The sequence below is a fragment of the Alginatibacterium sediminis genome (assembly GCF_003610775.1).
GTDB classification, from domain to species: domain Bacteria; phylum Pseudomonadota; class Gammaproteobacteria; order Enterobacterales; family Celerinatantimonadaceae; genus Alginatibacterium; species Alginatibacterium sediminis.
Window position 1 is genome coordinate 158,014 of record NZ_RAQO01000002.1, and the last position, 22,135, is coordinate 180,148.

At 45.4% G+C, this 22,135-nt stretch carries 21 protein-coding genes; 6 read left to right on the plus strand and 15 right to left on the minus strand.

Annotated elements, in window-relative coordinates; genetic code table 11:
• Positions 1-7 precede the first annotated feature (7 nt).
• Entirely contained in the window at positions 8-823 is an 816-nt protein-coding gene (gene argB / locus DBZ36_RS02000; RefSeq protein ID WP_120353248.1) for an acetylglutamate kinase, read from the minus strand.
• The gene (gene argC, locus DBZ36_RS02005; RefSeq protein ID WP_120353249.1) at positions 820-1,830 is read right to left on the minus strand and encodes an N-acetyl-gamma-glutamyl-phosphate reductase; all 1,011 of its coding nucleotides are present in this window, start codon (positions 1,828-1,830) and stop codon (positions 820-822) included. Before argC ends, argB begins: the two co-directional genes overlap by 4 nt.
• Positions 1,831-2,140: 310 nt before the next feature.
• Here argC and ppc point away from each other — a divergent pair, with 310 nt between their 5' ends.
• The 3 genes from ppc to DBZ36_RS02020 all read left to right on the plus strand — a co-directional run bounded on the left by ppc (position 2,141) and on the right by DBZ36_RS02020 (position 7,805).
• Complete coding sequence (gene ppc, locus DBZ36_RS02010) at positions 2,141-4,786, plus strand: phosphoenolpyruvate carboxylase (RefSeq protein WP_120353250.1); 2,646 nt, start codon at positions 2,141-2,143, stop codon at positions 4,784-4,786.
• 143 nt (positions 4,787-4,929) lie between these two features.
• Positions 4,930-6,510: a methyl-accepting chemotaxis protein gene (locus tag DBZ36_RS02015; RefSeq protein WP_233558078.1), complete on the plus strand. Its 1,581-nt coding sequence runs from the start codon at positions 4,930-4,932 to the stop codon at positions 6,508-6,510.
• A gap of 113 nt (positions 6,511-6,623) precedes the next feature.
• Positions 6,624-7,805, plus strand: coding sequence for an OmpP1/FadL family transporter (locus tag DBZ36_RS02020; protein WP_120353251.1), 1,182 nt, complete (start codon positions 6,624-6,626; stop codon positions 7,803-7,805).
• Positions 7,806-7,874: 69 nt separating this feature from the next.
• Here DBZ36_RS02020 and DBZ36_RS02025 read toward each other — a convergent pair whose 3' ends face one another.
• From DBZ36_RS02025 to DBZ36_RS02080, 12 genes are all read right to left on the minus strand, one after another.
• A complete protein-coding gene (locus DBZ36_RS02025) occupies positions 7,875-8,372 on the minus strand; it encodes a GDYXXLXY domain-containing protein (RefSeq protein WP_120353252.1) in 498 nt (165 codons plus the stop codon).
• The gene (locus tag DBZ36_RS02030; protein WP_120353253.1) at positions 8,365-9,417 is read right to left on the minus strand and encodes a DUF4401 domain-containing protein; all 1,053 of its coding nucleotides are present in this window, start codon (positions 9,415-9,417) and stop codon (positions 8,365-8,367) included. The genes DBZ36_RS02025 and DBZ36_RS02030 overlap by 8 nt, the downstream gene beginning before the upstream one ends.
• Positions 9,405-10,343: a DUF2157 domain-containing protein gene (locus DBZ36_RS02035; protein ID WP_120353254.1), complete on the minus strand. Its 939-nt coding sequence runs from the start codon at positions 10,341-10,343 to the stop codon at positions 9,405-9,407. Before DBZ36_RS02035 ends, DBZ36_RS02030 begins: the two co-directional genes overlap by 13 nt.
• A gap of 106 nt (positions 10,344-10,449) precedes the next feature.
• Complete coding sequence (gene metF, locus DBZ36_RS02040) at positions 10,450-11,331, minus strand: methylenetetrahydrofolate reductase (protein ID WP_120353255.1); 882 nt, start codon at positions 11,329-11,331, stop codon at positions 10,450-10,452.
• Between the two features lie 178 nt (positions 11,332-11,509).
• On the minus strand, positions 11,510-12,031 hold the full coding sequence (locus DBZ36_RS02045; protein WP_120353256.1) for a pyridoxamine 5'-phosphate oxidase family protein: 522 nt from the start codon (positions 12,029-12,031) through the stop codon (positions 11,510-11,512).
• Positions 12,032-12,083: 52 nt separating this feature from the next.
• The gene (locus tag DBZ36_RS02050) at positions 12,084-14,243 is read right to left on the minus strand and encodes a TonB-dependent hemoglobin/transferrin/lactoferrin family receptor (protein ID WP_120353257.1); all 2,160 of its coding nucleotides are present in this window, start codon (positions 14,241-14,243) and stop codon (positions 12,084-12,086) included.
• 51 nt (positions 14,244-14,294) lie between these two features.
• Positions 14,295-15,083, minus strand: coding sequence for a heme ABC transporter ATP-binding protein (locus DBZ36_RS02055; protein ID WP_120353258.1), 789 nt, complete (start codon positions 15,081-15,083; stop codon positions 14,295-14,297).
• A gap of 4 nt (positions 15,084-15,087) precedes the next feature.
• Entirely contained in the window at positions 15,088-16,080 is a 993-nt protein-coding gene (locus tag DBZ36_RS02060) for a FecCD family ABC transporter permease (protein WP_233558084.1), read from the minus strand.
• Positions 16,081-16,159: 79 nt separating this feature from the next.
• Positions 16,160-17,014: a heme/hemin ABC transporter substrate-binding protein gene (locus DBZ36_RS02065; protein WP_120353260.1), complete on the minus strand. Its 855-nt coding sequence runs from the start codon at positions 17,012-17,014 to the stop codon at positions 16,160-16,162.
• On the minus strand, positions 17,011-17,424 hold the full coding sequence (locus DBZ36_RS02070; RefSeq protein WP_120353261.1) for an ExbD/TolR family protein: 414 nt from the start codon (positions 17,422-17,424) through the stop codon (positions 17,011-17,013). Before DBZ36_RS02070 ends, DBZ36_RS02065 begins: the two co-directional genes overlap by 4 nt.
• On the minus strand, positions 17,417-18,199 hold the full coding sequence (locus DBZ36_RS02075; protein WP_120353262.1) for a MotA/TolQ/ExbB proton channel family protein: 783 nt from the start codon (positions 18,197-18,199) through the stop codon (positions 17,417-17,419). Before DBZ36_RS02075 ends, DBZ36_RS02070 begins: the two co-directional genes overlap by 8 nt.
• 5 nt (positions 18,200-18,204) lie before the next feature.
• Complete coding sequence (locus DBZ36_RS02080) at positions 18,205-19,104, minus strand: energy transducer TonB (RefSeq protein ID WP_147394984.1); 900 nt, start codon at positions 19,102-19,104, stop codon at positions 18,205-18,207.
• 70 nt (positions 19,105-19,174) lie between these two features.
• On the opposite strand from DBZ36_RS02080, the gene hutX reads away from it, so the two are divergent.
• The 3 genes from hutX to greB all read left to right on the plus strand — a co-directional run bounded on the left by hutX (position 19,175) and on the right by greB (position 21,795).
• Positions 19,175-19,681, plus strand: coding sequence for a heme utilization cystosolic carrier protein HutX (gene hutX, locus DBZ36_RS02085; RefSeq protein ID WP_120353264.1), 507 nt, complete (start codon positions 19,175-19,177; stop codon positions 19,679-19,681).
• 8 nt (positions 19,682-19,689) lie between these two features.
• On the plus strand, positions 19,690-21,030 hold the full coding sequence (gene hutW, locus DBZ36_RS02090) for a heme anaerobic degradation radical SAM methyltransferase ChuW/HutW (RefSeq protein WP_120353265.1): 1,341 nt from the start codon (positions 19,690-19,692) through the stop codon (positions 21,028-21,030).
• Between the two features lie 276 nt (positions 21,031-21,306).
• Positions 21,307-21,795, plus strand: a complete 489-nt coding sequence (gene greB, locus DBZ36_RS02095) for a transcription elongation factor GreB (protein WP_120353266.1) — start codon at positions 21,307-21,309, stop codon at positions 21,793-21,795.
• Positions 21,796-21,817: 22 nt separating this feature from the next.
• On the opposite strand, the gene DBZ36_RS02100 is transcribed toward greB, so the two are convergent.
• The gene (locus DBZ36_RS02100; protein WP_120353267.1) at positions 21,818-22,060 is read right to left on the minus strand and encodes a hypothetical protein; all 243 of its coding nucleotides are present in this window, start codon (positions 22,058-22,060) and stop codon (positions 21,818-21,820) included.
• Positions 22,061-22,135: the final 75 nt, after the last annotated feature.

Below are 22,135 nucleotides of genomic sequence, written 5' to 3' on the forward strand. Positions count from 1 at the left end.
AAATTGGTTAAAAGGTGTTTCCAACAATCCGTGTTCCCTGGGCCTGACCCAGCGCCATCTTATGTTCGGGGCTTGCGCCCAAACTTCGTAAGAATTGCGCTAAATGCGCAGGCTGCTTCCATGAGGCTAAATTAACCGGTGCTCCAATATTTGCTGATGCTTCGAGTGCTGCTTTTACTTTGACCAACATACCATCAGTGATGACTTTAGCATCAATCAATTGTTGAGCAGATTTCGGAGTTATTTCGGCGATAACTTTACCATCGTGATCCAACACCCCTGGCACGTCCGATAACAACAGCAATGGCGCTTGCAACAAACTAGCAATTACGATTGCAGCGTCGTCAGCATTTACATTGTATAGATCGCCCTGCTCACCGATACCAATTGAACTGATAACCGGCATAAAACCCGATCCCAGTAACAGCTCTAGTAAGTTGGCATCTTTAGCCGTGCATTTACCCACTTGCCCTAAACGTGGGTCAAGCTGCTCAACATGGGTCATATTGCCATCACCAAGACACAAACCAACCGCATTAAAGCCGCTGGTCTTAGCCTGTGCACATAACAACTTGTTACTCGTACCTGCTAACGCACCTACAATAAACGGAATTTGGTCAAGCGGTGTCACTCTTAATCCGTCTAGCTTTTCACTGCTTTTACCTAAACCACTTAGCAGTTCATCAACAATTATCCCACCGCCATGCACCAACACCAAAGGCTGGTTGTCTAGCTCGCCAAGCGCCACAAAAAGGTTGGCTAAGGCTTCAGGAGCATTAAGAATGGCCCCGCCAAGCTTAATAATAATAGGCTTCACGCTCATAGCAATGACTCCATCATGTCAAAACCAAAGCGAATGTTAATACACTGCATGGCCTGACTTGCGGCGCCTTTCAATAAATTGTCCTCTGCACTCACCACAATCAAGTCTTGGCCCTGCTGTTGCCATGCCAAATCTAAAAATGGAGTGTTCACTACGCTTTGCAACTTTGGCCAAGCGCCATCGAGTAGACGCACGATGGGCTGATCTTGATAGGCACTCACGTATGCTTGCTGTACTTGTTCAGGTGTCGTTCCCGCTTTAAGAACCACGTTCATGGTTGCAAGAATACCGCGCTTATAGGAGCCCAAATGAGGGGTAAATATAACGTCTTGGCCCAAATGATGAACTATTTCAGGCTGATGGCGGTGATTGAACACGCCATAGGGTTGTAAACTCACTTCGCAAAAACTAGAGCCCATGCTGGCTTTACGCCCTGCACCACTTACGCCGCTGGTTGCGTTAATAACTGATTTATGGGAGTCACTAATAAGATTAGCGTTGGCTAAGGGCTTTAAGGCAGTCAAGGCGGCGGTTGTATAACAACCAGGGACAGCAATTAAACGTGTTTGCGCAACTTGTGCTGCGTTGTGCTCAGCTAAACCATACACCGCTTCTTCTAGCAGCTCAGGATAACGATGCTCAAAGCCGTAAAACTGCTGGTAGAAGTCAGTATTCGGAACTCTAAACGCTCCAGAAAGATCAAACACTATGCATGCGCAATCAAGTAAGGCCGCGGCAATATCGTGACTGACTTCATGGGCAGTTGCTAATAGAACCACATCAACATTGGGAAATAATTGTGGAATATCCTGAGGATCAAGCCCTTCGAGCTCTAGATCAACAATACCACTTAGTTCACCGTATAAACTAGACAAAGGTTTTCCAGCATCTACACTATTTTTACTAACATATAAACGGCTCAAGCTCAGCTGTGGGTGACGATTCACCATTTTAGCAAGCTCTGCACCCGTGTATCCGCTAGCGCCAATAATTACTGTATTTAACATGCTGCTACAACCCCTTCGCAGTACTAAAAGTTCATGCATTGAACTCAGAAAAAAATATGTTTTAGATGTTTTGACAGTTCACACATCTTATTTAACAGGAATAGTAACAGAGCGATATTTTTATTCAATAAAAATGAATAAGTATTTGATGGAAATTTTCTATCTCGAATGTAGTATTTTAATCAAAACTTTGACTGAGAACTCTTGCTCGGGTAAATTTTGTGAGCCACTGCAAGATTAACTGTAGTTTTATTACAAGCAAGCCCATAAAGTGTCGGCAACATCACTTTGGGTCATAAAGGAAAATAGTATGGCGGATTTACCAACACATGAATCAAACAGCAGTAGTTTAAGTTCCAACGTTAGCCTTTTAGGGCAATTACTGGGAAAAACGATTCAGGCTCACCTCGGTGAAGAATTTCTTAGCAAAATTGAAACTATCCGGGGCTTAGCGAAACAATCTCGAAATGGTGATGACCAAGCCCGCCAAGAATTATTGAGTTTATTGCGTAATCTCAGCGATGATGAACTACTACCGGTTTCACGCGCCTTTAGCCAATTTTTAAATTTAGCCAATATCGCAGAGCAATTTCATACGGTTTCGCGTAATTGCGAGGGCGATAGCTGTTCGTGTGACCCTATCGAAGCTTTATTTGTTCGCTTGAAGGAACAAAACCTAAGTGATGATCAAATCAAAAAAGCGATTCACGAGTTATCAATTGAATTGGTGCTAACGGCTCACCCTACCGAAGTGACGCGCCGAACTTTGATCAACAAACATGTCGCGATTAACGACTGCCTTGACTGGTTGGAGTTAGACGGTTTACCAAAAAACGAGCGTCAACGCCTGTTAGATCGCCTTGAGCAATTGGTTAATCAAGCTTGGCATACAGACGAAATCAGAAAACAACGTCCAACGCCAGTAGATGAAGCGAAATGGGGCTTTGCTGTAATCGAGAATTCGCTCTGGCAAGCGGTCCCTGAATTCTTACGTCAGTTTGAAAAGCTCACCCTTGAGCATTTCAATATGCGCTTACCGCTAGACGCTGCCCCGATCATCTTTACCTCGTGGATGGGTGGAGACCGTGACGGAAACCCCTTTGTTACGGCTAAAGTGACTGAAGAAGTGTTACTAAGCAGCCGCTGGGTAGCCGTTGACCTTTACTTAAAAGAAATTAGTCAACTGGTCTCAGAGCTGTCAATGAGCGATGCTAATGAGCAACTCATGCAGTACAGCAACGATCACGATGAACCCTATCGCGTTATCTTAAAAGAACTGCGTAATGACTTACGTGAAACCCATCAGTATTTGAGCGCTGTACTCCAAGGTCACTATACTGAAGCTCGCGATCTAATCACCAGCACCGAACAAGTTCGCGAACCATTAGAGCTTTGTTACCATTCGCTACACGATTGTGGCATGGGTATTATTGCTGATGGTTCACTACTTGATGTACTGCGCCGTTTGGCGTGTTTTGGCATCAACCTTGTGCGCTTAGACATTCGCCAAGATAGTCAACGCCATACTGACGTATTTTCTGAGCTAACTCGTCACCTAGGCTTAGGCGACTATGCGCATTGGGAAGAACGTGACAAACAGAGCTTTTTACTGCAAGAGCTAAATAGCAAGCGTCCACTAATTCCGCGAAAATGGGAACCTAGTGAAGCGGTTCAAGAAGTACTCGATACCTGCCACGTGGTATCACAACAAAACCGTGACGCACTCGGTATCTATATTATCTCCATGGCAAGTCATCCATCGGATGTTCTAGCGGTGCAGTTGCTATTAAGTGAAGCCGGTTGCCCATTCAGATTGCCAGTTGCTCCCTTATTTGAAACCTTAGACGATCTTAATAACGCTCCTGCCACCATGCAAAACTTATTAGGTGTAGATTGGTATCGCGGCTATATCAACGGCCATCAGCATGTAATGATTGGCTATTCAGACTCAGCCAAAGATGCCGGCGTACTTGCAGCGTCTTGGGCTCAATATCGTGCTCAAGAGTCTTTAGTGGCTATATGCGCCAATCAACAAATCAAGCTGACTTTATTCCATGGTCGTGGCGGTACGATTGGTCGCGGTGGTGCACCGGCACATGCAGCTTTACTTTCACAACCTCCGGGCTCCTTAGACGGTGGTCTGCGCGTCACCGAGCAAGGTGAGATGATTCGCTTTAAGTTTGGTCTACCAAAAGTGGCATTGGCAAGTCTAGAAATCTACGCAAGCGCAGTGCTAGAGGCGAATCTGAAGCCGCCTATGGAACCACTACCACAGTGGCGCGAACTAATGGACCAAATGGCAGCGACCTCTTGTGATGCTTATCGCAAAGTACTTTGGGGCGAAGAGCAATTTGTTCCGTATTTCCGCGCTGCCACACCTGAAGGCGAGCTTGGTAAACTGCCTCTGGGTAGCCGACCAGCTAAACGTCGTTTGGATGGTGGTGTTGAAAGTTTGCGAGCGATTCCTTGGATTTTCTCTTGGTCACAAAATCGCTTACTCCTACCAGCATGGCTCGGTAGCGGTGAAGCACTGCAAGAAATTATCGATAAAGAGCAACAACAGACACTCAGCGATATGACCCAATGGCCATTTTTCTACAATCGCCTAGAAATGTTAGAAATGGTATTTATGAAAGCCGATAGCTGGCTGTCGCAGATCTATGATGACCGCTTAGTTGCTGATGAGCAAAAACCACTGGGCGTCAGTTTACGCGAGAATCTACAACAGGCACGCAGTAATCTATTGTCGCTAATCAAAAAGGACGAGTTGCTGAGCCATCAGCCATGGGTGGTTGAGTCCATTAACTTGCGTAACCCGTATATTGACCCCTTGCATGTATTGCAGGTTGAGTTGCTTAATCGCTCGCGCAACAATAGTGAAATACACCCGCTTGTCGACCAAGCTCTAATGGTCAGCATCGCTGGTATTGCTGCTGGTATGCGTAATACCGGCTAGGCAAACTAGCTTTCCAGCATTACTAAAGCGGGCTCGGCCCGCTTTTTTTGTAACAAAAATATAACATTTTGACTAAGGTCTAATTTCCTTCAGCACCAACAACTAGCCAAACTAATAGCCACTTCATCTCTATAGTGCTACTTATGAAACGTTTTTTTTGGTTGGGCCTAGGTTTCGCATACCTAGCATTTATAATGTTTTTACAATGGTTTTGCGAACAGTTATTACCAACTTCAGCCATAGCTGCGCGCTATTTTATAACCGCTGGCGTCAGCACGCTAAGTATTATCGCTTTGTGTATTTTTCAACAACGGACCCTAAAACGAGTTCTTTCTCAGGGCCCAGACAATTCAAGTTTTAATCGTTCAGCTGGGAATATCAGTGCACTAACCAGTCAAATTGCGATTGGCGCAGCTGAGGTGTCGCATTTTGTCGATGAAGTAAATCAGAGTATTGATAACAATGGCGAATACGCTAGCCGCATTGCGGTAGCTGCCGAACAACTTAACCAGACGACTAAAAGTTTAGGTGACAATGCTAAACATGTTCTAGAGCAAGCGCGTCATGCTCAACAACTAAGCCAAAATGGAAAAATAACCACCCAAGAAGGCTACCGGTCAATTGTCCAATTAAGCAAAGATGTCGACACTGCGGCATCACAATTATTGGCCTTAAAATCCAGCGCAGATCAAATTCGTAATATCACTAGTTTAATTGGTGGCGTAGCTGAACAAACCAACTTACTTGCGCTCAATGCAGCCATCGAAGCTGCACGAGCGGGCGAACACGGCCGCGGGTTTGCCGTGGTTGCTGACGAAGTAAGGGCACTTGCGGCCAAATCGGCACAAGCCACTAACGACATAGAAAGCATGCTAGCTAACATCCACAATGAAACTGACCAAACTTCGGCATTAATGCAGCAAGTGGTTGAGCAAACCTCCAGTGTTGTGGAGGCCATGCAAAAACTTGACGAAGGCTTTGGCGACATATCGTCCAGCATCGACCAATCCACCGATGCTATTGGACATATCGAGTCGGCTTTGCAAGAACAAGCCGATACCACAGCGGATATTTCAAGCTCAATTAATCAAGTACGCGACTCACTTACCCATACCGGTAGCCGCAGCAAAGACATTTCGAGCCAAGCCTATTCTTTATCGCAAACCACCGAAGGGATATTTACTGAGCTCGGCGATTGGGAAACGGGAACCTTTGAACAGCAAGTACTGGAAGAAGCGAATAGCGCCGCACTGCGCTGTGGCGAGGAGCTAGCAAACGGGCTATTAAGCGGCCAATTCACCGAAAGAGATCTTTTTGACCCTAAATACGAAGAACAAAGTGGCACCAACCCACCGAAATATTCGACACCATTTGACGAACTAACTGATAAATTGTTTCCGGCTATCCAAGAACCAATCCTCGAACGTAATCCACAAATTATTTATGCCGGCGCAGTCGATCAACGCGGATACTTTCCTACCCATAACCGTCGATTTAGCCAAATTTTGACTGGCGACTACCAGTTGGACATGGCAAATAACCGCACTAAGCGTATTTTTGACGACCCAACCGGGATACGCTGTGGTAAACACACCGATAAAGTGTTGCTACAAACTTATAAGCGCGATACCGGAGAAGTAATGCACGATTTATCAGTGCCAATATTTGTAAATGAGCGCCATTGGGGTGGTTTTAGAATTGGCTTTAAGGCGAGCAACGACTAAACATCAGTAAAAACTATAATTTAGTGTAGTCTTGACTTGCGTTTTAACTCGCGACTCTTATACTGCTCACCATTCATGGATGAACCCCTTATAACCATTACTAAAGGTCATTCATGAAACCTAGTTTTAAGCATTCCACCTTCGTATTTTTTCTCCTTCCAACCAGTGTTTTAGCCGGAGGTTTTCACCTTCCACAAGCAGCCTATGCCAATCTTGGAACAGCTGGCGCCGGTGACGGTGTCTACACCGGATCCGCAGCTTCAATCTGGTCAAACCCAGCTATTAACAGTTTTATCGAAGAAGACATATTTACGGTTAACGGCTTGGTGCTTGGTCTTTCTAATAAGTACTACGATTATGAAAATGCGGCTGATAATTCTGGGGAATCCGGCGGTTTACTCGGTGCAGCAGGTATTTTCTATACTCAAAACCTAAATGAACAATGGTCAGCGGGTTTGGCTGTTGCAACCATTGGTGGTTCAGCACTTGATTATGGACACTACTGGGCAGGCGCAGACCAAATCGTAGATGTTAGTTTGGTCACAATGCAAATCAATCCCTCACTTAGTTATAAAGTAAATGACCGATTCTCGATTGGTGCAGGTGTTCAAGCAAACTACGGTGCGATTGAAGGGGGGATGCAAGGTCCTATGGGAAGGCCTATCGACCTCGAAGCTGGCACCGACTGGGCCTTTGGATACAACTTGGGTATGGCATACCAGTGGAACGAGCAAACGATTACCGGTTTAAGCTATCGCTCCAAACTCGAACATGAATTTAGCGAAACCATAAGCATGGTGAACCAGCAAGGGAACTATGTCGTCGGACTCGATTCGGCAGCTTTTGCTCGCGCCGATATTAGCCACGAGCTTAATTCCGATCTCAAGTTACTCGGCAGTATTACCTGGACACAATGGAGTGACTTGCAAGAAACACCTGTATCTATCAATGGAAATAATGCACTTACAGTTGAGCGCAATTGGAAAGATACCTGGGCTTATGCTGTCGGGGTAGATTATCGTCTCAATGCTAAGACTCGATTAAAACTTGGCATATCATACGAAACATCACCACTTGATGACGCGCAATATCAAACACCTGATTTGCCAGTCGATCGCCAAATACGCTATTCAGCTGGCGTAAGCACTATTATCAATACCGTACCTGTAGATTTTTTCTACGAATATGCAGATCTAGGCACGCCACAGATTGCTCAAGTGGACGGTCTCGGCTCAAACCTCAACGGTTACTTCGACATGAAAGCCCATTTTGTAGGTTTTGCTGTAAGCTTCTAGGACGCTAAACAAAAATTAATGAACAAAATGCCCCGTCTATTCGGGGCTTTCTATTTTGCCAATATGGATCTATTTAGAGTCCTTAGATAAAGCCACAAAATTGTCATCAGCTAAATCAATCAATACCAGCTGTCCATTATCGGATAATGAAAATACCCCATATTCGGCAGCTTCGTATACCTGAGCGCTGCCTTCTTGAAAGAAAAAAGCATCACTAGCAAAGCGCAATTGCCCAGCTTCAATACCATAGGCAATTCGCTGTTGGTTCGCACTCAGGCTTACTTCGTCATCAAGACGGTTAAAACTTGCCAAGCCATTAACATCAATATCAAAAATTGCGAAGTCATGCTTTGAGCGTCCAAACTTGGCAAGCGCTTGTGATATTTGCGTACTGGCAACATAGCGCAGCGCCATGTAGTCGCCTTGCATTAAACTACGCGGATCGACCGGAGCTAACTTTAGATAGACCGTTTCACCATTTTCCAGGTGTTGTTCTTTTTGGAAAATCGTCCAATTTGCAAATGCCAAAATCAGAGCTAAGCCAGCAATTGCGATGCGTTTATTCATGCAGATTGTCCTTCAGCATGGTATGGCGAATTAAGCGAGGGATCATCGCTAGAGCTAGCGCTAACACCGCCAAAAGTTGCGACTTCTCAAGTAACGTTGCGCTTAAATGATAATAATAGAAACTCAAGTAAAGCAAACCAAAGGCAATGCCTAAGCTCATCAGAATTCGATTTTGTCTAGAAAACCCTAAGATCAAAACAATTATGGCAACCAGTACCCCAGAGGCTTGTGCAGCGACGAAGCAAACCAATAAGGCGAGACAATAAATCAGAAGCGTTGTGTTCCTCTTAAATGAATAGTCATAACGCCTAAGTAAGACGCTTAGCATCAGCATTGCAACAACGGTTTGAATAATGCCGCCAGACCAAAACCAATCGCTGCTTTCAAGCTGACCGCTTAAAAACAAATCATAAAGCCAAAACTGAGTATATGCCCCGGACAATAACAAGCTGCCTAAGGTCAAGCCATAGCCAAGCGCTCTAAACTGAGAAATGTAGCGACCAAATTGGAACTCTCGTAGCCACAAGGAGGTGCTTAAAATAAGTCCGATACTTGGCGCCAGCAAAGGCTGCGACATTTCAGCTCCAACACCAGCTAATCCCAACAAACAACATAACGCCGATATAGTGCGGTGTAGCGCATTTGGCATCAGCAAAGCTAAAAGCAATTGCATCAATGCGAAACCCAGCCAAAACTCTATGCCATGCGCTTCACTAAATAGTGCCCACACCAGTAATCCTTGTCCCGCACAGCTAAGTGCTAAACCAATATGTTCTCTAAAGTCTGAGTTTTGGGAACGCAAAAGAAGAAATGCACACCCAATGAGGATAAAGCCAAAGATGCTTGCAAAAATTGGGTCCTCAAACACTTCGAGTAGTGCCAGCGCAAGAAAGCCAAGTATCGAAAGTGCAGCTATCCAACCAGAAACGGCCATCAAGATCTTTAGATACCAAGGCGCACCGTCATCGAATGTCGGCTCAAGTCCATCCACTAAATTATTCGAACTTAGGATTTGCCACAGTTGATTAGTTTTTACTGGTTCCATTGACGCCCCACTGTTTTAAGCCAATGACTAGCAAAAGAACCCATGGCTATTGTTAGCCCAGTAATCAACAGCATGCCTCCGGCACTTTCTAGTACGTATTTCACTAGATGCATGTCGACAACTACGATAAATGATAAAGCCAGTGCAGCGAGTACCATGAGGTCAGGCTTTTTAAATCGGTAAATGAAAAAACAGCCCAAGCTCCAAAGGCCCCAGACCAGCCAGCGCCAGTAACTTGCATCTTGACTCCAAAATACTTGTTCAGCCAATAAGTTGTTGATACTGAGTAAGCTGATAGCCAGCAAAATCCGGCTTGCCCAGGCCTGTTTAAGCCATTTATATTTTAGGCTGCAAAGCTCCCAGCAAATTAACGCGAAGCTGCTAATAACAAAACACACCCAATATACAAAACCAGAGTAGCCAATACCGTCGACATATAATCCAGCGGATAAGGTCAACAGACCAATCCAAAACAAGTAAAGCGCTGGTAGTTGGCTGATGAGCATCCATGGGACAATCAGCAGCGCCCATAGCGCAAACAAAGTCCAGGGATCAGCGCCGCTTTGATAAATTTGCCCAATTAAAGCCAGCAAGGCCCCTACAAATAAGCTGGACGTAAATAACAGCATTTTTCCTAACATGGACTTAGCTGGGAGCAAACAATAGCTACCGATAGCTAACACTAAAAGACTTTGAACCACAGCCAATTTGGCAAAGCGGCCCATTGCATCCCAGTTATATGCGAAAAAGAAGATGACCGCGCAGGAAAACGCGATGGCGCTCAGCCAATAGCTCAGCTGAGAGATAAATTTGTACCAGTGTCTTGGCTCAGGGCTTAAGTGGGCAAGCCCTAAAGCTTGGGGGATATCGTGTTTATCAATACACCCCTGCTCAATGTAGTTGGTGATTTTAGATCTACTATTCATCACTAGGATAAGCTTTAAAGTCCATTTAATAATTAGCTTATCATACACTTAAGACATTTATCTGTTGGGCCAAGATCAATGACTATTGATTTCTACAAATAAAATATTAAGGACGGACACCTAAGGTGTGACAGATTGCATAACTTAGTTCAGAGCGATTTAAGGTGTAAAAATGAAAATCTTTGACGCCTTCTCGCGATAGAACTTTGACCATATCCATAGCAATGCTAGCCCCGACTAAGTTGCGAGTATTTTGGTCGTTGTCTAGGCCTTGAAACTGCTGGTGCAGCCAATTGGGAACTTTGACATTAGCAAAGTTAGCAAATTTTAGCAGGGTGTTGTAATTCGACACGGGTAAAATTCCCGGAACAATTTCCGATTCAATTCCAATGGCTGCGCAGCGGTCACGAAAGCGTAAGTAGCTTTCCACATCAAAAAAGAACTGAGTAATTGCTCGATTAGCGCCGGCGTCCATCTTTCGTTTAAGTGCTTGTAGATCCGCCTGTGCGCTTTTAGCTTCGGAGTGCACCTCAGGGTAGGCTGCAACCGAAATATCAAAATCGGCTTCTTGCTTAAGCAGCTCGACTAAGTCACTGGCATACATATTCGGTTTACTTGAACCGCTGGGTAAGTCGCCGCGCAGCGCAACAATGTTTTTGACACCGCTATTCCAATAATCCTTCGCAATCTGACGTAGCTCTTGTTCATTTGCATCAATACAGGTTAGATGTGGAGCTGCTACCAAGCCGGTGCGTTCTTGAATCGATTTAATTACGTTATGCGTTCGGTCACGGGTACCTGAGTTAGCGCCGTATGTCACCGAAACAAATGAAGGCTTAAGAGTTTGTAGACGCTCAATTGAGTCCCATAAGGTATTTTCCATACTTTCAGTAGTTGGTGGGAAAAACTCAAATGAGACGTTAATCTTTTTCAACTCGCTAACACTTTGGTTTAACGATTCGATTTGTTGTGCGTGATGAAAGCCCATCAGTAATTCCCTTTTATTGCCACTGAGACGTTTGGACGTCTATATGTCTACAAGATGACAATAAAAGGAGCTTTGATCAACGCTTATACTTACTGAAGCCATGATCATGAATTTATTTCATGACTTTGGAATTATTGCTGATAAAAATGACAAGCGTACTCGTCTATTGTTTATCAACTTAAGCCTTAGTCGTTAGGTGTCCATCGCGCAAATGCACCATGGACTCGCCACACACATTCGGGCCACTGAATTCAAAAGCTTTGCCAAAACCTTTCACAAAACGACCGCGGGTTACCACCAATTTGAATAAGTGAAAATCCCCAAGCTGACTTAGGTTCTGTGAACGCTCTCCATGACGAGCCACTAAACAAGCAACCCCATTGTGCCATTGCTCGCTATCACGAGGGATAGGCTGCGCAGTAAAACTATAGCTGACCCGCTTGCGCGCAAATAAATCTTTCGCATGGCTTTCATCTTCGACAATCAATGCCGCTGCCTTTGGCGTTTTGAGAAGATTTACCGCGTGCAAGGCAAGTTCGCTAAGCAGCACATAAAAACCATCGTCTTCGATGGCAAAGGGGGCATATGAAGCATATGGGTCCCCATCTGGAGTGATGCTAGATAAAAACATCGCTTTTTGTAGGTCTAATAGCTCTAATATTTCAGGGCCAATGCGACTTTGAATACGTTCACTACTCACGCTATTTTCCTTTTATTGCCTGCGAAACGCAGGCATGTTGTATAAAGTTTAACTAAAGCTCGTATTTGAAATTCGCACCAAAATTAATACCGCTTTGAGTGCGACGGTCAACGCCTTGGCTGCTTTCATCTAAATCACGGATGTCGCTGTAATACCAATACTTGGTATCAAGAAGGTTATAGATACCGCCGCGAATGCTTAGCTTGTCAGTGGCTTGATAGTAAGCATCAAGGTCGACAAGGGCATACCCCGGAGCTTTCAGGTTATCTTCATTCGACCAATCGTCACCTTCTTTTCCTGCAACTGCGGTCAATGTGCCTGACCAGCCCATACGTTTATTGCGACTATCAAATCCTAAACCCAAAACTGCAGTTAGAGGTGCAACACTATCCAAGGCCACATCATCACTTCGGTTTTCGCCTTTAGACCAGGCCGCCGACAATCGAGCATAACTACCTACAGGTAGTGAGCTTACGCGATCAAGACTAAGATTAGAGCTCAACTCGAGGCCATAAATGCGCGCGCTACCAATGTTTTGGTTCTGATACACATCCTTAGTGCCGCTGGTACCGGTTAAAACTCGATCGATAAAGTCTTTATAGTCATTATAGTAAGCGGCAAGTTCCCACTGCATGGCGCTGCCTTTGTGGCGCCAGCCCAACTCAATTGAATCACTTGATTCTGGTTTTAAATCAGCATTGGGCTCGATAATCGCACCCTGCCCATATACATAGTAAAGGTCTTGCGGTGTCGGAGCTTTAAATCCTTGAGAGTATTGAGCATAAATACTATTACCTTCGAGCAGGTGATATACCGCACCTAAACGCCCAGTGATCGCATCGCTATCAAAATCTACGTAACCTTCAGGACGATCTGGGTTCTCACTAGGGCTATAGCTGTAATTGTCATAGCGTAAGCCAGCGCTGAGCTGCAGGCGCTCATTAAGCAAAGCAATTTGATCTTGGATAAAGAGACCGTATTTTAAAGTATCGGTTTGCGGCGGCATCTCATCGGTGCCGATAGCCGTGCCATAGTTTTCCGATACTTGAGAATGATTTAGCTCAAAACGGGCATCGAGAATACTTGCCCCATAACTGATCAAATGGGTCGCATTTTCTCGAGATATTTCTTTTTCGGCCTGAACATCAAACTGAAGCGAGCTATCTTTGCCATCACGCTGCCGTACTCGATCCCCATAAAAAGGAGTCGTATCTAAAGTGCTGTATTTGGAATTCGATTGCTGCCAGTTTAACTTCCAAACTAGTTCGTCAAAGGCCTGTATATCGGCATACCATTGATGCTCCAAACCTAGTCGCGCTCTATCAACTTCATCTTTCGCATAATTATTTGTGTACTCAAACATACCCGGAACAATGACATAGCCTTCATTCGACAGAACCGAGATATCATTGCGCAATCGATAGTACTCGCCGGTAAAGTTCAAATTGTGCGAAGGATTCAGACTTAGATTTAGTTTCGCTAAAAAGTTATCGCTCTGATAATCGGCGGGGTCTGCTTGTCCGCGATCGCGGCCTTCAACATCTAACCCACTACTATGGGTTTTCAATTCACTGCCATCACGATGGGTGTAAATCAGCATAGCTTGCGCTTTGTCATTGACCTGTTTGGCTAAATTGACAGTGGCTTTGTAGCTTTCGTCACGGCTTTGGTAACCGGCATCTAAACTGGCATGGCCATCTTCACCCTGCAGCAGTTCCTCTGGGCTTTTCGTGCGCATCACAACCGCCCCGCCAAGTGCGTCACTACCGTATAGGCTCGACGCGGGACCTTTGTTTATCTCGATAACTGACAAGGTATCAGTCTCTATACCGCCCTGCCCCTTTATCATCGTACCGCCGCCTGGATCATAGGCGACTGGCTGCTCAACACCATCAACCAATACTTTGATGCGACTACCTTCCATACCGCGGACATTGAAATCGGTTGCTCCAAAGCGACCATCACTGTTCATCGAAACACCCGGAATATACTTCACGGTGTCTTCAAGTCGATTCACGCCTTGTTTTTGCATCTGCTCGGAATCGACACGGCTAACTGTCGCCGCAACATCCTCATAGTTTTGTTCTGTGCGTGAGGCTGACACGACCACTTGGTCAAACACAGTGACGCCTTGCTCGGCTTCCTCAGCGCTTAACAAACCGGAATAACAAAATGCGCTTAGGATGCTTAATGTAAGCGGATTAATTCTCATTGGATAGAGCTCCTTGTCTTTATAGACGGATTAGAATTGTTATAAATTGCTTCAAATGACCACCGGGAAGTTCGCACTATCACTGCGGATAACCTGGGCTTTATAGTCAAAAACTTGGGCAATATTTTCGGGGGTAAGTACTTGGTCTGGGCTGCCATTAGCGATAATTTCGCCTCGACTAAGTAAAACTAATCGCGAGCAATATCGGCTCGCCAAATTTAAATCATGCAGAACGCTGACGACGCAGCATCCTCTAGAAACTTGCTGTTGGGCATCAAGCATTAATGCCTGTTGGTGATTAAGATCTAAGGCACTGGTTGGCTCATCAAGTAGTAACAACTTCGCTTGGTCTTCAGACTGTGCCAATTGAGCACTCACTCGCGCATAGTGAACCCGTTGTTTTTCGCCACCCGAAAGCCGGGTATAGGGGCTATCTTTATAGCGCCATATATCCATTGCACGCATGCGGTGCTCGCAAATTGCTTGCTGACGTCGGTAGCCTAGACTACTGCTAAGCAAACCCATTTCGACAACTTCACTAACGCTAAATGCAAAGCTCAAGCTTGATGACTGAGGTAGCACTGCTAGTCGCTGGCTAAGCGCTAAAGGCTGCCACTGGTCTGACGATTTACCAAACCAAAACATGGTGCCTGAACTAGGCTTAAGTTCTCGGCTGATAAGCTTAAGTAAGGTCGATTTCCCAGCGCCATTGGCACCTAATAGTCCAAGGTGCTCGCCGGGATAAACCTGTAAATTTATGTTTTCAAGAACTCGATTTTCTTGATATTCGAAACTGACATTCTCGAGTCTTAAACTGGCACTTTGTTTTATGTCATTCATACCATCACGCCCCCGATAATAAGTTGCGTTGTTTCAGCAGCAGGCTTAAGAAGAATGGGGCACCGAGTACTGCGGTTATTAATCCAACGGGCATTTCAGCAGGACTAACCACAATCCGAGCAACGGTGTCTGCGGCTAACAACAAGCCAGCACCCAGCAACGCACTATAGGGGATCAATTGGTAATGATTTGGCCCAAGAATGAGACGAATGAGATGCGGAACAACCAAACCGACAAAACCAATCAATCCTGCGCAAGCAACTGCAACCCCAACCCCAAACGCAGTAAGCAAAATTAACCGTCTTTTTAGTGCTTGAACGTCTATCCCTAAGTGACGAGCTTCGGATTCTCCAAGCAACAAGGCATTAAGAGCCTTGGCATCACGCTGGAAAAAGACACTAATGATCACCAAGCACGTCCAACTGAGTATCAAATTAAATTGACTGGCTCCGGCCAAAGAGCCCATTTGCCATAAACTTAAATCACGTAGCATTTGGTCGTCAGCAAGGTAGTTCATCAGCCCAATTAACGAACCCGCTAGAGCTGATATTGCGATTCCAGCGAGTAACATCATGGTGACCGATGTTCCATTCACTGAGGTTCCTAAACGATAGATAAGTAAGGTCGTAACTAGTCCTGCGCTAAAGCTCGCTAGCGGCACTGCAACTAGCGATAACTGCTCTGGCAAGTCAAAACTGTTAGATACTTTTGAAAATAGAACAATGGCAAGCGCCGCCCCAACAGCGCAGCCAGAAGACACACCGATAATCCCAGGATCTGCTAAAGGATTCCGAAACAGTCCCTGCATTACCGCACCGCATTGCGCCAAAATCGCACCAATTGAAATACACAATAAGGCTCGTGGTAGACGGATCTGAGACACGATGACTTCACTACTATGAGAGAGTTCGAAATCAAAACCGAATCCACGACTCAGCAGTACCCGTAAGGTATCCGCAAACGAAATGGCCATGGGTCCTTGAGAAATCGTCAGCATCAAAATGGCGAATAAACCGAGAACGACCAAGCTCAAACGGCCCCACTGCAACTGATAGGCGCTTCGCATGTCCAACGTCTTAGAGCTCATCAAGCTGCTGCTCTATAAGGACCTGAGCAAGCTCTATGGTTTTAATGCCTACTCCACCAATTAGCGCAGTTCCTTCAATACTAACGATGCGACGATCACGACCTGCCGGCGTAAGCTTCAACAAGGGCTGCATTTCAAGCATTGCATCCACACCTCCTATAGCTTGCAAGCTATGGGAACTGATCAAAATGACGTCCGGCTGCAATTCTAAAATGGCTTCAGGACTCAAGGGTTTATAGCTTTCAAAATGGCCAGAAGTAACCGACTCTATTCCCGCTAAGTGCAGTAGCTCACTCGCACTCGTCTTATCACCAGCAACCGTCATTTTGCGTCCATCTGAGCTCATAACAAACATGCCGCGATTTGGCGCAACTTGCGTTTCAAGCAATTGCTTTCGCGAGTCGTCCAAGCTCTGTATCTCAGCGCGTGTTTGCTCAACTAATGCTTGCCCCTGCATTTCTTTAGACAAAACTTTACTGGTATGAGCAATACGTTCGAGAAGACCATCGACCCCCTTGGTTGCTGGTAACGTACTGATTTCAACACCAGCATTGCTTAGAACTTCAAGGGTGTTTTTAGGCCCCATTTCTTCGCTACCGATTAACAATGTTGGCTCTAGACTTAATAAACCTTCACTGGCAAGCGCACGGTGATAGCCAACCACGGGTATCGAGTCGTCCACTAAAGCGCGGCTGGTCGAGTCAACTGCCACCACGGTATCTAAAGCACCAAGCGCAATGACGATTTCAGTTACATTAGCCCCGGCACTAATAACGCGCACTTGCGCTTGGCTAGCAAAGCTGAAACTTAGGCTAAACATCAGTAAAAAAATCTTAAACTTCATAGGTTTTGTTCCATCAATATTTGGGTGTCGGTAATATCGTTTTCGCGAAGCAACGCGAGGACTTGCATAAACTTCTGCAAGCTCAGGTTTTGATCAGCTGCCACACTAATTTTCTGATCGGGTGCATTGCTTAAGTGGGCGAGTAGTTGCTGTTCGAAATCTTGCCAAGTGTCATAAAATTGCTGGTCGAGATACCAACCTTGGCTTTCAATTCCGATCACCAGCTGCGGTTTTTGATCCACGCTGTGCAACGCAGAACTGCCCGAAGTTGGAAGCTGAAATTCGAGGCTATGAACTTTGGCATTTAAGCTGAACATTAAAAAAACCATGACAATAAAAATAATGTCGATAAGCGGGGTTAAGTCCGCACCAAGACCGCTTTGAGAGCTCTGAGCTGGCAAATTAATCATTTGCGGTGACCATCACAAAATCGCCTTGCTGCTGTAATTGGCTTTGGGTGTACTGTTGTTTTGGGTTAGCAATCGCCGCTATGGTATCGACACCTTCAAGCAACAAGTTCCCTTGGTTAAGGATCTGTTCGAGTTGCTCAACCAAAACTTGTTTCCATAATCCAAGTAAGTAGCTTGCCACTTGAGCCGGTACCGCTAACATGAGTCCAACACAGGTCGTTTGCATTGCTAAACCGAGGCCATTGGATAACTGTGCAATCTCAACGCCTTGGCTGTTTTGCGACATTGCACCAAACATTTCCATTAAGCCTAAGACCGTACCTAACAAGCCCAACAGCGGTGTAATGACGGCGATTAGTGATAAAACTCTAAGCCCTCGATCAAGTTTAGATTGTTGTTTTTTAAGCCAAATTAGGCCCACTTCTTCTCGCAGTGACTTCTTACAATCCTTGTGTAAAAACAGAATTTTAAGTGCCGATACAGCTGGGCTTCTAGAGCGGGTAAAGCAATGCTGTTGCTTACATTCTTTGCATTGCTCTGGGCTTTGCGAATTAAGCTTGTGCGCAACTTTGAGCCAATGCTGCGAACGTATACTTAGGGCGTATGTGCTATAGCAAAACAAACGCTCAATAATGATTGCTAACGCAATAACAGAACACATCATCAGCGGAATTTGCACCGCGCCAAGTCGCGACGACCCTTCAATCGTTAAAAGGACAAGCGGGTCAAAACCCTGAAAAACTTGCTGCATTGATAATTGTTCTTGCTCAAACATCTCTCTTACCCCAAATCAAATCGAACCGGAATGCGTACTCTCGAAGCAACTGCTTTGCCTTGATTTTGCATCGGTTTAAACTGCCAATTTCGTACTGCTTTTAGCGCTGCTGCATCGAGGTCTTTGTACCCTGATGACGCTATGATCTTTATCTGTTGTTGATGACCCGCCCGACTCAAACTAACTTCGATGGTGACAACCCCTTCCTGCCCACGTTTGCGAGCCTTGCGCGGATAGTCTGGCGCTTGTGGGGGCCGGGCAAACTGTGGCTTAGTGTTTAGTTGTGCCGATTGGTCTAAACCTAACTTCGGTGCTGAACTCACTTGCTGCTGCGATTTACTCGGCAACTCTGTTTTTGACTCATGCGTCGGCTTCGTTTTAGCCACATCAATCACCTTCTCCGGCACCAGCTCTGGGCGTGCAGGTTTAGGCATTGCGGGCTCCTTACTTGGCTTGGGCGCTTTGGTACTTTTCTTAGGTACTGGCTTTTTAGCACTGCTTTCGCGCTTCTTGGTTTCTGCCACTGCTATCATTGGTTCAGCTTTCTTCACTTCAACAATTGGCTTAGGTTCTGGCTCAACGCTGTCTTTAGTAAGAGTTTCGGATTCTTCTTCCAAGATTTCAGGGTCCGACTTCATTTCTAATGGGTCTGATAACAAGGCATTTTCTTCATCTGTACTTGCTAACGCTTCTTTTTGATGCGGAGCCGCGACCAGCTTCAAACTCATTTGTGACGCATTTTGTCCTGCCATTGATACCTTTAGTGGCGCTTGTTTAGCGCTTATAGGCTGATAGCTTAAATGCAGCAATAAAGACAACAACAAGGCCAAAACCAAACGAAGCATAATCACATCGAGTTCTAAAATTTCCGGCACTATAGCAATCGATTGAATCCATGTAAACAAGATCCGTTATCATTTGCATTACCATTTACAAAATTGCTATGCTATACAAAATTCAAACGGAACGTTCAACATGCAACAACAAATACAAAGCGCCCTAACCAGCAGCCCAGACTCACTTCCACGCCAAATAGCGCAGCAATTAAACTGCTCAGAACTAGAGGTTTTAAAGCAATTACCCAAAGACATGGTTGCGTTTCTAGAGCGCGAACAACTCGAACCCTTACTAAAAGAGTTGCCAAATTTCGGTAAGATGACCACCATCATTCAGGCTGGAGAGCTCATATTTGAGGTAAAAGATGTATTCCCTAAGGGTCGAATCGGCCATGGTTACTACAATATTGGCGATCCCAACAGCCACCTTCACGGGCACTTAAAGTTAGAAAATATTGCTCACATTGCATTAGTGAGTAAGCCCTTTCGACAATCGGAGAGTCACTGCTTTCAGTTCCTAGATGCACAAGGTCATAACTTGTTTAAAATCTATCTAGGTCGAGATAAGCGTCGGCAACTGTTGAGTGAGCAGCTAGAGCGCTTTCAAGCTTGGAAATCCAACGCTCAATCTTTCGCTGAGCAATAGAGCCGCCCATGACACTTGATATCTCTTTAACCGGACGCCACTCGCCCGAGCCTTTGCTGTTTGCTTTCGATAAAAAGCTGGGACCGCATGCGGGTTCGCAAAATGCTCCCCCACTTTCAGGTCAGCAAGCACAAAGCGTTCTCCAACAACGATTTACCCGTAGCGGTCACCTTGGTAAGCGCGTGATATACATTCACATTCCGTTTTGCCGGGTGCGCTGCACCTACTGTAATTTCTTTCAATACGCATCCAAGCCCGAGCAGATTAGCCATTATTTCAAGGCCTTGAAAACGGAGCTCATTGCTCGCGCTAGTACCGCTTGGGCCCAAGCCGCACCTTTTCATGCGGTCTATGTAGGCGGCGGGACTCCAACTGATTTAAATGCTGAACAGATACAAGAACTGGGGCGTCTAATTCGTCAACATTTTCCGCTGCACAATGATTGTGAAATTACCTTAGAAGGGCGCGTTCATCGCTTCCATGAGCGTGAGTTTGAAGCAGCTCTAGCGGGAGGGTTTAATCGCTTTTCTTTTGGAGTTCAAAGCTTTAACACCAAAGTTCGCCGAGCAGCAAAACGTCTCGATGACAGAGAAGTAGTGATCAAACGACTGCAAAGCTTTGTCGCTTATGACGCCGCTCCCATCTGTATTGACCTACTTCTCGGACTTCCGTATATCGATCCGCAAATATTTCAACAAGACCTAGAAGATTTCACCGAATCAGGTGCTCACGGAGTAGATCTATACCAGCTCATAGGCATGCAAGGCTTACCGATGCATCAGCTGGTTGAAGCTGGGAAACTACCCGCACCAAGTACCACGGTTGAAAAAGCGAAGTTGTACGCACAAGGACATAAGTTCCTAACTGATGGGCAGTTTCGACAGTTGAGCACCAACCACTGGGCTAGGGATAATCGCGAGCGTAGTCTTTATAACAGCTATGCTAAGACTCAAGCTGAAGTCTTACCTATTGGCGCTGGTGCGGGCGGAAATATTTCAGGTTTCTCCTACATGCAACATCGAGATATTGACACTTACGTGAGCAGTATCGAGCAGGGACAAATTCCTTCCATGATGGTTATTCCAGCGGCGGAGAACGCCGCTCTGGTTTGCCAGATAAAGGCCGCTTGCGACCGCGGAGTGATAGACCTCAGAGCGATAGAAGCGTGCGCTTCGAAGCAACTGGGTCAACACAGTTTGGCTTTACTTAAAGCTTGGCAAAAAAACGGATTAGTAGAACCGATAGGTCAGCAATGGGTTATGACACTTGCGGGTCAGTTTTGGTCCGTCAACTTGTGTCAGGCGCTTATTAGACATTGCGAGAATTATTTGCAGCGTGCGGCAGCATAATAGAAAGTCAGATTGAACAAGGACGTTATACCATTCCTATCTGTTAGTTGGTCGTGATTAGTCGTATATAGAAATGCTTGAATTAAGGAAAAACCGCAGTTACTAGTTGACCTAATGACACCATTATTGATGCTGAGGCAAGTGATTGTAGTCGGCTATGCTGATTAAATAATGAGTAGGATTGGTATTACGAATTCTTTTGATTTTAGGCTGTATGGATAGGTCTGTGTAACATGGTATATTTCACGCAGATACATAACAATCCTTAGCGAACTTATGAGAACTGCAATAGTCACCCGGGAAGGCTTTAACAAGCTTAAACAAGAGCTCGATTTTCTATGGCGAGATGAACGGCCAGCCATTACCAAGATTGTCACATGGGCGGCAAGTTTGGGCGATCGCAGCGAGAATGCTGATTATCAATACAACAAGCGTAAATTACGTGAAATTGATCGTCGGGTTCGTTACCTGCGCAAAACCTTAGAAAACGTCAAAGTTGTCGACTACTCCCCCGTACAAGAGGGTAAAGTTTTTTTCGGTGCATTGGTGGAGGTCGAAAACGAAGACGGCGTTAAGCGCGAGTTTCGGGTGGTTGGCTATGATGAAATTTTTGGCCGCAATGATTATATATCTATCGATAGCCCAATGGCGCGCGCGCTACTAAACAAAGCCATTGACGACGAAGCTGTAGTTCTCACCCCGCAAGGCGAAACAACTTGGTACATCAATGCTATCAGCTATCCCGCTGCAGATTTAGAACAATAGCCTATAGCAATGCTGCCTGTGCTTATTCGTCGGGCAAGGTGTAGGTTCGTTTTTTCTTCACTTTAATCACCACGTCGCTGCGGTTTTGATTCTCATTTTGTACCTGATAAGAACGACCATAGCTCGGCAAGGTAATGGGTTTATCGGACACTTCCGGCTTTGTTGGGGGGCGAGATACTACAGCTAACTTGAAGCCGCAATCCTGACAAGCCATTAGAGAAGGCTTATGACCACCGCATTGCGGACAAACACTATTTGAACTCACAACTAAATCCTTGGATATTTCTTCGGTAAATTTTTTAGAGTGCTCAAAATAACACCCTGTGTTGATTTTTACATC

Coding starts and splice junctions, on each gene's coding strand:
- argB (WP_120353248.1), bottom strand. CDS start 823: ATGAGCGTGAAGCCTATTATTATTAAGCTTGGCGGGGCCATTCTTAAT.
- argC (WP_120353249.1), bottom strand. CDS start 1,830: ATGTTAAATACAGTAATTATTGGCGCTAGCGGATACACGGGTGCAGAG.
- ppc (WP_120353250.1), top strand. CDS start 2,141: ATGGCGGATTTACCAACACATGAATCAAACAGCAGTAGTTTAAGTTCC.
- DBZ36_RS02015 (WP_233558078.1), top strand. CDS start 4,930: ATGAAACGTTTTTTTTGGTTGGGCCTAGGTTTCGCATACCTAGCATTT.
- DBZ36_RS02020 (WP_120353251.1), top strand. CDS start 6,624: ATGAAACCTAGTTTTAAGCATTCCACCTTCGTATTTTTTCTCCTTCCA.
- DBZ36_RS02025 (WP_120353252.1), bottom strand. CDS start 8,372: ATGAATAAACGCATCGCAATTGCTGGCTTAGCTCTGATTTTGGCATTT.
- DBZ36_RS02030 (WP_120353253.1), bottom strand. CDS start 9,417: ATGGAACCAGTAAAAACTAATCAACTGTGGCAAATCCTAAGTTCGAAT.
- DBZ36_RS02035 (WP_120353254.1), bottom strand. CDS start 10,343: ATGAATAGTAGATCTAAAATCACCAACTACATTGAGCAGGGGTGTATT.
- metF (WP_120353255.1), bottom strand. CDS start 11,331: ATGGGCTTTCATCACGCACAACAAATCGAATCGTTAAACCAAAGTGTT.
- DBZ36_RS02050 (WP_120353257.1), bottom strand. CDS start 14,243: ATGAGAATTAATCCGCTTACATTAAGCATCCTAAGCGCATTTTGTTAT.
- DBZ36_RS02055 (WP_120353258.1), bottom strand. CDS start 15,083: ATGAATGACATAAAACAAAGTGCCAGTTTAAGACTCGAGAATGTCAGT.
- DBZ36_RS02060 (WP_233558084.1), bottom strand. CDS start 16,080: ATGCTGACGATTTCTCAAGGACCCATGGCCATTTCGTTTGCGGATACC.
- DBZ36_RS02065 (WP_120353260.1), bottom strand. CDS start 17,014: ATGAAGTTTAAGATTTTTTTACTGATGTTTAGCCTAAGTTTCAGCTTT.
- DBZ36_RS02070 (WP_120353261.1), bottom strand. CDS start 17,424: ATGATTAATTTGCCAGCTCAGAGCTCTCAAAGCGGTCTTGGTGCGGAC.
- DBZ36_RS02075 (WP_120353262.1), bottom strand. CDS start 18,199: ATGTTTGAGCAAGAACAATTATCAATGCAGCAAGTTTTTCAGGGTTTT.
- hutX (WP_120353264.1), top strand. CDS start 19,175: ATGCAACAACAAATACAAAGCGCCCTAACCAGCAGCCCAGACTCACTT.
- hutW (WP_120353265.1), top strand. CDS start 19,690: ATGACACTTGATATCTCTTTAACCGGACGCCACTCGCCCGAGCCTTTG.
- greB (WP_120353266.1), top strand. CDS start 21,307: ATGAGAACTGCAATAGTCACCCGGGAAGGCTTTAACAAGCTTAAACAA.